Raw genomic sequence first — 11,664 nt, 5'->3', positions numbered from 1 at the left:
TTTGTTTCGTTATTTATATTTTAGTAAATGTTCGAGTTACGTCAGTTTTAAGCTCTAGCTTCTTCTGTTTCTTCTTCCGTCTCACATTGGTTTGGAATCGTGCAACCGTGGCCTTGTTGTGGAAGGTAAGCGGCAATCGCTTTTGGATACAACCAACCACCAAAACACGCACCTGCAATCGGAGCAAGTAAAGGCACGATAAAGTAAGGAATGTCTTTAGCACCTGTCAGAGCGTAATCCCAACCTGCGAAGTAAGCGAACAGTTTCGGTCCAAAGTCACGAGCGGGGTTCATCGCAAAGCCTGTTAGTGGGCCAAGTGAACCACCGATGACGGCAATCAAAATACCGATCAATAGAGGGTTCATTGCGCCACGTGCCGCGCCGTTATTTTCATCGCCCAGAGCCAGAATCGCAAACATCAGCACAGCAGTGATAACGAATTCCACAGCAAAAGCACCAAAGAAAGAGAGGGAGGCATGCGGATAGGTTGAGAAGATACCAGCAGTTGCTAGTGCATCTTGGCTGCTGCGAACGAAGTTATGAGCGATTTCGTAGTCGGTGAAAAGGTTGCTGTATAAGCTGTATACCAATGCAGCAGAACAGAATGCCCCAAGCATTTGAGCGATAATGTATGGCACCACTTTCGCCTTATCAAAACCATGGAACATAGCAAGTGCGATGGTAACGGCAGGGTTGATGTGTGCACCAGAGACGCCAGCCGTACAGTAAATAGCGATGGCGACACCGAAGCCCCATACAATACTGATTTCCCATTGTCCAAATGATGCGCCTGTTAGAACTAAGGCTGCAACACAGCCTACGCCGAAGAAAATAAGTAGTCCTGTACCGATAAACTCGGCCAAACATTCTCCAAGCAGAGAGGGGTGTTTGTTCGTTGTCATGTTAAAAGTCCTTTGATCATTTTTGCCTGTCTAGCACGATACTATTGTGCATATATAAACGTTTGCGAAAACAAACGAGCGTTAAAAATGAGCGTTTGAGCATAAATTTGTTAATCAAAGTCTTCGTTTTTGTTAAATGGCGCATCTTTTAACCGGAAAAGAACACAACGAAAATAATTTATTTGTCACGAGGCCAGTGTTGAGAGCGCTCAAATTACCGATGTGAAAAAGAATGCACAACTGGTAAGAGGAGTTTTGTGAAGCTGCTACGTGCTTGGAGATTTATTACACAGAACTTGTGCAGCAGTTAACCCTAAAGGAGTAGGAGAATGTCAAATGTATCAAGGGCTAGCAGTGATATAAAAAAATACGCTGTCATGTTTGGACTTTTAGAAAAATCGTCATCCCATTGATACCAATAGGATGAGTTGAGAAGAGAATAAACGCTGTTAATGTCTTGTGTTTGTGAATCATTGCTTCGGCTTGTATTCAAATAAAAATTGTTTTTTTTTATTTCGTTTGATGCTAAACGTGATCGTTTTTCAGCTTTTTAGTTATTAGTTGGTTCGGAGCGAGTAGGGCAGGCGTAAATCGCCCTTTTTACGGTTAGTTTATGTTCTAATTCGAGCCTTTGTTTCAAAGGTTTCGAATTGGAATGCTCAAGTGAGAGGTTTGAATATCAGTTTCATATTAACGAATCTTGAGTAAAGTTGAACGATGATCTAATTAATGCTCATATAATTTACTGTATTTACTTATATTTAATCCATGTGCAACATTTGTCACAGAAATAAAATCCTAACTCCATACAATTCATGAACTTTCGAACGAAGATTTATTTTGTTTCGTTCGCTCCTTTTGTGTTTTTACCATCGCATACAAAATAATGAGGTTCCTATGTTTGGAATATTCAAACCTAAGGCGCACATTGATCGTCTGTCCCCTGGCAGCATCGATAGCACCTACTCTCGCCTCCGTTGGCAACTCTTTATCGGTATCTTTGTTGGCTACGCCGGTTACTATCTAGTTCGTAAAAACTTCAGTTTGGCGATGCCTTATCTTATCGAGCAAGGCTTTAGCCGCGGAGACTTAGGTGTCGCCTTGGCAGCTGTTTCCATTGCATATGGTCTCTCTAAGTTTCTAATGGGCAGCGTTTCAGACCGCTCCAACCCTCGCTATTTCCTTAGTGGCGGCCTATTGATGTCTGCATTAGTGATGTTTTGCTTTGGCTTTATGCCATGGGCGACTGGTAGCGTCACTGCGATGTTCATTTTGCTTTTCTTGAACGGTTGGTTCCAAGGGATGGGGTGGCCTGCTTGTGGCCGAACCATGGTGCACTGGTGGTCACGTAAAGAGCGTGGTGAGATCGTTTCGGTTTGGAACGTGGCGCACAACGTGGGTGGCGGCTTGATTGGTCCACTATTTATTCTTGGCCTATGGGCATTTAACGATGATTGGCGCACTGCATTTTATGTTCCTGCATTTTTCGCCACGTTGGTTGCTGTGTTTGTTTGGATGACGGTTCGCGATACCCCTCAGTCTTGTGGTCTGCCTCCGATTGAAGAGTACAAAGACGATTACCCAGATGACTATGACAAGTCCCATGAACAAGAAATGACAGCGAAGGAAATCTTCTTCAAATACGTCTTCAACAACAAACTTCTTTGGTCGATTGCAATTGCAAACGCATTTGTTTACCTAATTCGTTACGGCGTACTGGACTGGGCACCTGTTTACCTAAAAGAAGCGAAGGATTTCTCGGTAGATAAATCGTCATGGGCTTATTTCTTATACGAATGGGCTGGCATTCCAGGAACACTATTGTGTGGTTGGATCTCTGACAAATTGTTCAAAGGTCGTCGTGCACCTGCTGGTATCTTATTTATGGTGCTAGTGACAGTTGCAGTGATGGTTTATTGGTTTAACCCTGCGGGCAACCCAACAGTAGATATGATGGCGCTTATTGCAATTGGCTTCCTAATCTATGGTCCGGTTATGCTGATCGGTTTGTACGCACTTGAACTCGCTCCGAAGAAAGCCGCAGGTACTGCCGCTGGTCTTACTGGTTTGTTTGGATACCTGGGTGGGGCAGTTGCCGCAAACGCGATTTTGGGCTACACCGTAGACCACTTTGGCTGGGATGGTGGCTTTATCATCTTAGTGGGTTCTTGTATTACTTCTATCGTGTGTTTGATGTACGCCTTCTTAGGTGAACGTGCGCACCACGAGCAAAAAGAGCGCGAGAAGGAAGCGCTAGCGTAATATTTATTTAAAGAGGCAGTGGAATACTGCCTCTTCGCTTTATCAAGGAAATAACAATGAAAACAAAGTCAGTATGTCTTACTTTTTTAGCACTTAGCCTCTCTGCTGGTGCGATTGCGAAGCCGCTTGTCATTGCGCACCGTGGCGCATCGGGCTACTTGCCTGAGCACACGCTAGAAGCCAAAGCACTTGCTTACGCAATGAAACCTGACTACATAGAGCAAGATGTGGTAATGACGAAAGACGACCAGTTGGTCGTGTTGCATGACCATTATCTCGATCGCGTAACGGATGTTGCGGAGCGTTTTCCTGATCGTGCACGTAAAGATGGTCGTTATTACGCGATTGATTTCACTCTGGCGGAAATCAAATCCTTGCGAGTTACCGAAGGGTTCAACATCGATGAGAAAGGCAACAAAGTAGCGGGCTATCCAACCCGATTCCCTATGTGGAAATCTGACTTCACCGTGCCGACGTTTGCTGAAGAGATTGAGCTGATCCAAGGCTTAAACAAAACGCTGGGTTATGACATCGGTATTTACCCAGAAATTAAAGCGCCTTGGTTCCATCGTCATGAAGGTAAGGACATTTCTAAAGCAGTACTTAAAGTCTTGAAGCAGTACGGTTACGGCTCTCAAGACGACAAAGTCTACCTTCAGTGTTTTGATGCGAATGAACTTCAACGCATCAACAGTGAACTCATGCCTGCAATGGACATGGACTTAAAGCTCGTTCAGCTTATGGCTTACACGGACTGGAACGAAACTATGGTGTACAAAGGCGACAAGGCAACACCATACAGTTATGACTGGATGTTCGAAGCCGACGGAATGAAGAAAGTAGCGAGTTACGCGGAAGGAATTGGACCTTGGAAGCCGATGCTGGTGGATGATAAGTCAACCAAAGACAATATCATCATCAAGCCGTTGATGAAGGCTGCAAAAGACGCTGGCTTGCAAGTGCATCCATACACGTTCCGCGCCGATCCAGGACGCATTCCAGCGTACACTGACAGCTTTGAAGGCATGATGGATGTGTACTACAACCAAGTAAAAGTGGATGGTTTGTTTACTGATTTCCCAGATAAAGCGGTCAGCTTTTTAAATCAGTAATCACGCATTTTTCTTTAAGCTAAAAAATCCCCCAACAGTTTCCTGCTGGGGGATTTTTCTTAACTATTTATTAGTTGTTTTTATGCAGTTCGCTGTTCAGTTCAACCGCGCTCTTGTTAGCAAGACATTCGATTTGACCTGTTACAGAGTTACGACGGAACAGTAGGTCAGAAACACCAGCAAGATCGCGTGCTTTCACCACTTCGACTTCTTGACCGTCAGAATCTAGCATGCGTACTTTAGAACCAGCAGTTACGTACAGACCTGATTCGATAGTACAACGGTCACCCATTGGGAAGCCAAGACCTGCGTTCGCGCCTAGTAGAGAGTTTTCACCGATAGAAACCACAACTTTACCGCCGCCAGATAGTGTGCCCATGATAGATGCGCCGCCGCCGATGTCAGAGCCGTTACCAACCACTACGCCAGCAGAGATACGACCTTCAACCATGCTCACGCCTGTTGTACCCGCGTTGAAGTTGATGAAGCCTTCGTGCATTACTGTTGTGCCTTCGCCAACGTGTGCGCCAAGACGTACGCGAGAAGTATCAGCGATACGAACGCCAGTTGGTACCACGTAGTCCACCATTTTAGGGAACTTGTCTACGCAATCTACGCTTAGTGCACGACCCGCTAGGCGAGCTTCGATTTGACGCTCTGCTAGTTCAGGTAAGTCGATTGGGCCTTCGTTAGTCCATGCGATGTTGTGTAGTAGACCGAAGATGCCGTCTAGTACCGTGCCGTGCGGTTGAACTAGGCGGTTAGAGATAAGTTGAAGTTTTAGGAAACCTTCAGCAACGCTTTGTGGCTGCTCGTCAGTTGCAAGGATAACCAGTACAAGTGGTTGTGCTGATTCTGCTGCTTTTGCTGCGAAAGATGCGTTTGCCGCATCGCCGTTTGCTTCAAATGCTGCTGCCAGTTCTGCGCTTTGTGCTGCAGAGATCTCGATAGCTTGGTTGCCTTGCTCGTAACCTGCTACTGCTGCTAGTGCGTTAACAAGCGCTTCGCTTGGGTTAAGAACTGGGTTTGGGAAAAACGCTTCGATGATTTTGCCGTCGCGGTTTTTAGTTGCCGTACCAAAGGCTAGAGAGAAGAAAGCCATAGTTGATCTCCATGTGTTGAGTCTTGTGTCTCGTCTGTTCACTGACAAGAAATAATTAAGTTGTCAGTCATCATAATGAGAGTGCTAGGGAGTTTAAAGAGGGGAAATGGAGAAAGTCTGTAGATGGATACCTTTTGTCTTTTTAGAGATATGTTTGTCTGATGAGAAATGTGGCTACGAGGTGGTCTATCGGGAGAGTTTTGCTGAAACGATAGAAGGCAGTCTCTTGTCTCGGAGCTAGAAAGAAAGGGCGTTTTCCTATTCTGGCGAGTTCTTTCGAGATACCGAGGTATGTTTTTAATTGTTTAGAACAAGGTGTCGTATAAGTTAAAATAAATTTGGCGCAAGCTTGAGGCAGTTCGGTTTTGAGATAAATTATTCTTCATACTCACCTTTATTCATATTGAGGTTGATCTACGTTTTTAAGCATTTTCAATGAGATCAGTATGGGTAAAAAAGTCGTTACGGTTACAACGTCTGAGCTGGAAAGAGATTTGTTTAATGTGACTGGTGATAAGTTATTCGCTTCCAAGCAAGCTTCGCAATTTCAAATATTTTATGCAGGTTCAGTGATAGATTCTATTAAGTATAAGAGAGGGTTGATATCCAAAGATGATCTTTTACTTAATCAACATATAAGGTGGGAGCATAATAAGGCCCATAGTTATCGCTTGGAAAAAAACATCCTTAAAAAACAGGGCAATGTCGTCCTAAGAATGTAGCTGCTCATCATATTGTATCATGGAAAAACATTAGAGCTGCAAAGTCCAGAATGAGGCTATCAGCATTTCGAATCGATATAGATAGTGCGGAAAATGGTGTATTTTTACCAAGATGGAATAAACATGTGCCCCATTCGCAAATGGTTGAAGCTTATTCTCACTCCTGTATCCATACTTCATTTTACTATTTGAACGTTGAACATTTACTTGAAAATACGATTGCTCAGGATGCAGATAGAGAAGATATCGTTGAGGTTTTAGAGGATATTGGAGACGACTTGAAAATGGGCATGTTTCCAATAACCAGAAAAATAAGGGCGAATGAAATTGCAGTTTAAAAAACAAACTTTTACTAAGGTATTTGGTATTCAGCCAGATGTGGATAAATATTTATATCTAGAGCACACGAGCCTATTGGATTTAGACGACGTGAATAATGAAGTTTTACCAATATTCAATGGAGCTTCAAAAATATCAACTTGGCAACCATTGACACTTGATTGGCTCCGGCATGATGATTCCGATGACTTAATAAAACCAATGATTGCTGCCTGGGGTAGCTGTACGTACGTAGTTCGCCATGATATTGCGAGCTTGTTCAAAGATACGCTCGGAGATTGTTGTGAATTCCTACCTGTAAATGTGGATAACTCCATTTGGTATGCACTTAATGTGACTTCTAAATTGGATGCATTACATACTGAACTGTGCGAGATAAACTACAAGCCAAATGGCAGAGTTCATAGAACTAGACCATATAAGCGTTTTGTTATTGATCGTGCTAAAGTTTCAACCCCGAGGCTCTTCAAATTAAGTGGTTCTCCAATAAGCATCTATACTTCAAATACTGACAATAGCTTTTTAAATCTAGTGACTAAAAACGAGTTTACCGGGGTTAGTTTTTATGAAGTAGAGAGTGTTTAACTTCAGGAATAAAAAAACGCCACAAGATGCGGCGTTATTTGAAGGGCAGTCATTGGCTTATGCAGCGTCTTCTTGCTCGCTATCTTCTTCAACAGCTTCAAGCTTCTTTGCTTTTTTTGGTGCAGGTTTACGTTTTGCACCCAGAGCGTAAAGCACTTCTTCTTTGTTTTGCGCAAGGAACATTGCAAGATCTTCTTGCTTACCTTCGTCTTCTAGAAGTTCACTTTTACCCAGCAGTGAGAATAACTCGTCTGCCATATCCAGCATTTTGTCGTATGCGTCAGCTTCCGCTTTAGAGGTAAAAGTCATTTTCTCTTCTCCATTGCGTTCTACCACGTACTTGACGATTACAGCCATGGTTGGTCCCCTAATTTGGTGTATTGATACTGGCTTTTTATACAGTTTTTGACCAATCAAGTCTAGCGACAAGCCTCAGAATGAGAGACACGTACAACTAACTGACTAGCATTTAAACTATCTTGGTTTCACTTTGCGGATTTATTCCCCAAAGGAAGGTTTGTTGGTCGCTCCCAATCTTGGCAAAATTCGATAAACGTTCTGAGCAATGGGCTTTGATATTTCTCTTTATGAACCAGTAACCAGAAGCGACGTTTCATATCTAAAGGCATGTCGAGCAGTTTTACGCGGCCGTCACGAATAGCAGGTTCTGCAGACAAACGTGACAAGCAACCTAAGCCTAACCCTGCCGATACTGAGTTGATCAGCGCTTCGGTGGTATTGAGCTGAAAAGCTTCATGCCAATGTTCCAAGCGCGGCGCGACAACGCGCATAAAAAATTCGCGTGAACCAGATCCCGCCTCTCGCAATATCCATTCACTGTTTTCTAGCTCGGTTAAGTTTACTGGCCCTTCGTGCGCGGCTGGGGAATCGGGCGCGCAAATCACGCACATTTCATCTTCGCTAAACTGGGTGGACTGCAATTCAGGGTGAAGTGTTTTGCCTTCAATGAGGGCTATGTCTAACTCGTAATCGGTCAGCATGTCGCAGATTTGTGCGGAGTTAGAAATGAACAGGCTTTGAGATCGATGGTTCGTTTGCTGACGAAATTCGCTAAGCAAATAGGGCGCGACTTGGTTGCCAATGGTGTCGCTGGCACCAATGCGAAGTTGGCCCGATAGCGCTTGGTCACCATCGAAAATGCTCTCGATGTCTTTGGCTCGGTTGAGTAACTCATCCGCCAGTGGTAGCAGTTTTTGACCTTCTTGGTTCAAAATCAGTCGGTTATTAACACGATCAAACAAGTGATGGCCGATCTGTTTTTCTAATTCTGAGAGTGCCATGCTCACTGCGGCTTTCGATAAAAAGAGACTATCAGAAGCCGCTGTGAGCGTTTTGTGCTGCGTGATCGTCGTAAACACTTTCAGTTGTTTAAGAGAAATGTGACTTGCCATACCCTACCGTTAAGTAATTCTGAACGTTTGTTTTAAATAATTAGATATATCGGAACGAAGTGCAAGCGTATTATACGTCCCATCAAGAGTGAGTCTGGTTGAGGTCATCATGATTCAAAGAACAAAAGCAAAAGTAATGGGAGCGCCAACTCCAATGGCGGGTTTGGCTCTTGGTATTGCAAGCTTGGGCTGGAGTTGGGAGAACTTCGCCGAATTACATGGCTACGGACAGTGGATTAGTGCGGGTATCGCGAGCATATTATTGGCTATATTGGCAACCAAGTTTTTGCTACATAATCATCTATTGAGACAAGATCTTGCTCATCCGGTTGTGGGCAGCGTGGTTCCGACATTTGCGATGGGCACTATGGTGGTATCGAACTCTCTCGGCCATTTTTACCCATTAGCTGGCGATGCGCTTTGGCTGATTGCGGTGGTTTTGCACATCGTGTTTTTGGTGAGCTTTGTTTACCATCGCGCCAAAGATTTTGAATTGCACCACATGGTTCCTAGTTGGTTTGTACCGCCTGTGGGTATCATCGTTGCGGATGTGTCTTTCTCTGGCAACCCGATGTTAGCACCAGTGGCACAAGGTGCATTGATGTTTGGTATGGTGGCGTACGCGATCATGTTGCCGATGATGATTTACCGTTTCATGTTCACCCATGAAATTCCGGATGCAGCGAAACCAACAATGGCAATCATGGCAGCGCCAGCAAGTCTATCATTGGCAGGGTACTTAACGGTCACTGCGACACCATCACCAGTGATCATCGCTATGCTATTTGGTATCGCGGTATTGATGACAGCCATCATTTACCTCGCATTCTTTAAATTGCTTAGACTGCCATTTAGCCCTGGCTATGCAGCGTTTACCTTCCCGATGGTGATCGGTGCGACGGCGCTGTTTAAAATGGCGAATTGGATGGAGTTGCAAGGATTGGCTGCGCACTATGTTCAACAAGTGCGAGGCTTAGCTGGTCTTGAGTTGATTGTGGCAACATTTGTTGTCTCTTATGTGGCCTTACAATACATCAACAACTTGTTGATTCAGCCACGCTTGATGCACGCTCATCACGCTTAAATAGCAGATAGGAAAAAGCCTCTTGGTCTTACAACCAAGAGGCTTTTTTATTTCAATCGGCGTCGATGTCGGACGCTAGCCTTTTTTGTAAAATCGCGACATCTCATCCAGAGAATGACGAATGATATCGACAGGAACTTTCTGTTCTTTCTCGACTTTTAACTGGCGATTCAGTTGCTGAGAGTGCCCGCCAGGGTTGACCACAAGCATCAGTTCTTTGCCGACCAATGCATAGTTGTAGTAGCTGCCTGCAATATACCAATCGCGAGAGGCAGAGCTATCAAACAAGTTATGACCAACGCTGTATGAACTCGTTGTGCCTTGAACGTCAAACAGCGTATTCATCATGGTTGGCACGACGTCAAAATGGGTCGTGCGGTAATCAACTTGCTCTGGCTGACGATTTGGCATGTACACGTAAAGAGGCACATGTACTTGAACGTCACTGTAGTTACCCGTGTGGCCCCAATAGTTCATCTTATGGTCGTTAAACTCTTCACCATGATCTGATGAAATCACCACAATGGTGTTGTCTAAGTCGACATTTTTCAGCACATCACCAATCAAGCTGTCGATGTAGTACAACGAGTTCTTGTATCGATTGTGGTAAAGCGAAGCGTCAAAATTGTTGTTGAGCAAAATGTGGTCAACGCGTTCCCAGTATGGTTTGAATTTCGCAAATTCAGGTTCAGGAAACACCGTGCCGTGGGCGGCATCGTAGAACAGAAAACCAAAGTACGGCTTGTCGCTGTCCTGCTTTTGGAACTCGATGAACTTGTCTGTTATCTGCTGATCGCGCTCGACAGTTGTTTCTCCAGTTTGTTTCAGGGTCAAGTCCGACACTTTTTTGAATACCGTGCGAGAAAGTGGCGGGCTGGTGAGCGGTGCTGAGCCAAAAATGCCCATGCGGTAGCCTTCTGCTTGCAGCGTATCCATAAACACAGGAGAGCGTTGACTTGCGTAAAAGCTTTCCCAGTAGGTCGCTGGCAAGCTGTAAAACAGGCTGAAAATACCCGCTTGAGTTGAGTTGCCGCCGCTCATATGTTGTGTGAAATTCACCGTTTTTTCGGCGAACTTGCTGACATTTGGCATGACTTCCGGCGTCGCATCACTGTAGCGCCACGCGTCAACCAAGATAAACAAAACATTGGGCTGTTTCTCTTTGCTTTGCACTTGAATCGGCGCAAGCGGGTAGTTGAGTGAGCTACGTTCAATGTTGGTTAACTCTACGCGGTTCTTCGATGCAATGTTCTCATCCACTAGGTCGTGTTTGTAAATAAATTTACGAGCCGTCAGCGGGTAGTAAAGTGGCCAGTTATTCGAAAACTGACTGACTTCATCGTCGTAAAGTGCGTTTTTGTACGCATGAATCATCTGCGTGCTAAGCAATACAGCAAACCAGACGCTGATCAAAACGAACTTAGCTCGGCTTTGTGCCAGTTGATTACTTACCCAAACGGTACAAGCGAGCCCGATCACCAGAACGGCAATTTCACTGATGAAGATTAGCCAACTCATCCACGAAATATCGAAGACATCATCACCACCTTCGAAAAACATACGGATTAATAGAGCGTTGATGTGAAGTTTGTATTGCTGAAAAACGAGAATATCGACTTTAAACATAATCAATAGACAGATCGCGATAGCGATCACGATGCCTTTGAATACTCGAGTCGGTAGAAAAGAGAGCAATAAACTCAACAACATAAATGGAAGAGCGATCAAGCCCAGCCAGCCATATTGAGTCGAAACCAAATAGTAACCTTGCAACAAGGTTAGCGGTTCATTCTGATTGTTAGACAACACAAAAGGATAACAAGCGATCGACAGGTACACTGCAAAGCAAGCAAAAAAAGCAATCAGCCAAGCGCTGTTGGAAGACAGTTTGCGAAACATACTTTTTGTTTGTTTATAAATTATGGGTAGAGGGAGTATAAAACAGTGTTTTTTATCATGGAATAGTTGCGACGAATGTCACATTTTGTATGGAAGTGTCAGACTTGATTGACATGTGAAAATTCAGAAGATTCATACTCTATTTGAGTGATATATAACCTTTTGTTTTTTCCGAACGCGAGATCACTGCGGGTTTAAATGGGGCTGTGCTAAGCTAGCTAACAGTTTCAATCGGCGCTCGGTAT

The 11,664-nt window shown here is 44.3% G+C and carries 11 protein-coding genes; 6 read left to right on the top strand and 5 right to left on the bottom strand.

Annotated elements, in window-relative coordinates:
• Nucleotides 1-47 precede the first annotated feature (47 nt).
• On the bottom strand, nt 48-902 hold the full coding sequence (locus R7Q46_RS07420) for an MIP/aquaporin family protein (protein ID WP_005380195.1): 855 nt from the start codon (nt 900-902) through the stop codon (nt 48-50).
• An 897-nt stretch (nt 903-1,799) separates the two neighbouring features.
• Between R7Q46_RS07420 and glpT the strand changes: the two genes are divergently transcribed.
• Nucleotides 1,800-3,164, top strand: a complete 1,365-nt coding sequence (gene glpT, locus R7Q46_RS07415; protein WP_005380199.1) for a glycerol-3-phosphate transporter — start codon at nt 1,800-1,802, stop codon at nt 3,162-3,164.
• 56 nt (nt 3,165-3,220) lie between these two features.
• Complete coding sequence (gene glpQ / locus R7Q46_RS07410) at nt 3,221-4,276, top strand: glycerophosphodiester phosphodiesterase (RefSeq protein ID WP_005380201.1); 1,056 nt, start codon at nt 3,221-3,223, stop codon at nt 4,274-4,276.
• A gap of 70 nt (nt 4,277-4,346) precedes the next feature.
• Here glpQ and dapD read toward each other — a convergent pair whose 3' ends face one another.
• On the bottom strand, nt 4,347-5,378 hold the full coding sequence (dapD, locus tag R7Q46_RS07405) for a 2,3,4,5-tetrahydropyridine-2,6-dicarboxylate N-succinyltransferase (RefSeq protein ID WP_025768219.1): 1,032 nt from the start codon (nt 5,376-5,378) through the stop codon (nt 4,347-4,349).
• A 446-nt stretch (nt 5,379-5,824) separates the two neighbouring features.
• On the opposite strand from dapD, the gene R7Q46_RS07400 reads away from it, so the two are divergent.
• The 3 genes from R7Q46_RS07400 to R7Q46_RS07390 are packed head-to-tail and all read left to right on the top strand — an operon-like array spanning nt 5,825 to nt 7,024.
• The gene (locus tag R7Q46_RS07400; protein WP_318077424.1) at nt 5,825-6,100 is read left to right on the top strand and encodes a hypothetical protein; all 276 of its coding nucleotides are present in this window, start codon (nt 5,825-5,827) and stop codon (nt 6,098-6,100) included.
• An 11-nt stretch (nt 6,101-6,111) separates the two neighbouring features.
• A complete protein-coding gene (locus tag R7Q46_RS07395) occupies nt 6,112-6,438 on the top strand; it encodes an AHH domain-containing protein (RefSeq protein ID WP_318077440.1) in 327 nt (108 codons plus the stop codon).
• On the top strand, nt 6,428-7,024 hold the full coding sequence (locus R7Q46_RS07390) for a hypothetical protein (RefSeq protein WP_318077423.1): 597 nt from the start codon (nt 6,428-6,430) through the stop codon (nt 7,022-7,024). Before R7Q46_RS07395 ends, R7Q46_RS07390 begins: the two co-directional genes overlap by 11 nt.
• Before the next feature lie 57 nt (nt 7,025-7,081).
• On the opposite strand, the gene R7Q46_RS07385 is transcribed toward R7Q46_RS07390, so the two are convergent.
• Both R7Q46_RS07385 and R7Q46_RS07380 read right to left on the bottom strand, forming a co-directional pair.
• A complete protein-coding gene (locus R7Q46_RS07385; protein WP_005380208.1) occupies nt 7,082-7,381 on the bottom strand; it encodes a YebG family protein in 300 nt (99 codons plus the stop codon).
• 128 nt (nt 7,382-7,509) lie between these two features.
• Nucleotides 7,510-8,436 (bottom strand): LysR substrate-binding domain-containing protein, encoded by a 927-nt coding sequence (locus R7Q46_RS07380; protein ID WP_213901505.1) that lies wholly within the window; start codon nt 8,434-8,436, stop codon nt 7,510-7,512.
• A gap of 109 nt (nt 8,437-8,545) precedes the next feature.
• On the opposite strand from R7Q46_RS07380, the gene R7Q46_RS07375 reads away from it, so the two are divergent.
• Entirely contained in the window at nt 8,546-9,520 is a 975-nt protein-coding gene (locus tag R7Q46_RS07375) for a TDT family transporter (protein WP_017636010.1), read from the top strand.
• 75 nt (nt 9,521-9,595) lie between these two features.
• Here R7Q46_RS07375 and R7Q46_RS07370 read toward each other — a convergent pair whose 3' ends face one another.
• Nucleotides 9,596-11,419 (bottom strand): DUF3413 domain-containing protein, encoded by a 1,824-nt coding sequence (locus tag R7Q46_RS07370; protein WP_318077422.1) that lies wholly within the window; start codon nt 11,417-11,419, stop codon nt 9,596-9,598.
• Between the last annotated feature and the right edge of the window lie 245 nt (nt 11,420-11,664).

Source organism: Vibrio sp. 811 (assembly GCF_033339195.1).
This window is presented reverse-complemented; position numbering and strand designations above follow the sequence as displayed.

Bases quoted from the DNA above. Each gene is read 5' to 3' on its own strand.
- R7Q46_RS07400 (WP_318077424.1), top strand. From the start codon at position 5,825: ATGGGTAAAAAAGTCGTTACGGTTACAACGTCTGAGCTGGAAAGAGAT.
- dapD (WP_025768219.1), bottom strand. From the start codon at position 5,378: ATGGCTTTCTTCTCTCTAGCCTTTGGTACGGCAACTAAAAACCGCGAC.
- R7Q46_RS07420 (WP_005380195.1), bottom strand. From the start codon at position 902: ATGACAACGAACAAACACCCCTCTCTGCTTGGAGAATGTTTGGCCGAG.
- R7Q46_RS07385 (WP_005380208.1), bottom strand. From the start codon at position 7,381: ATGGCTGTAATCGTCAAGTACGTGGTAGAACGCAATGGAGAAGAGAAA.
- R7Q46_RS07380 (WP_213901505.1), bottom strand. From the start codon at position 8,436: ATGGCAAGTCACATTTCTCTTAAACAACTGAAAGTGTTTACGACGATC.
- glpQ (WP_005380201.1), top strand. From the start codon at position 3,221: ATGAAAACAAAGTCAGTATGTCTTACTTTTTTAGCACTTAGCCTCTCT.
- R7Q46_RS07370 (WP_318077422.1), bottom strand. From the start codon at position 11,419: ATGTTTCGCAAACTGTCTTCCAACAGCGCTTGGCTGATTGCTTTTTTT.
- R7Q46_RS07375 (WP_017636010.1), top strand. From the start codon at position 8,546: ATGATTCAAAGAACAAAAGCAAAAGTAATGGGAGCGCCAACTCCAATG.
- glpT (WP_005380199.1), top strand. From the start codon at position 1,800: ATGTTTGGAATATTCAAACCTAAGGCGCACATTGATCGTCTGTCCCCT.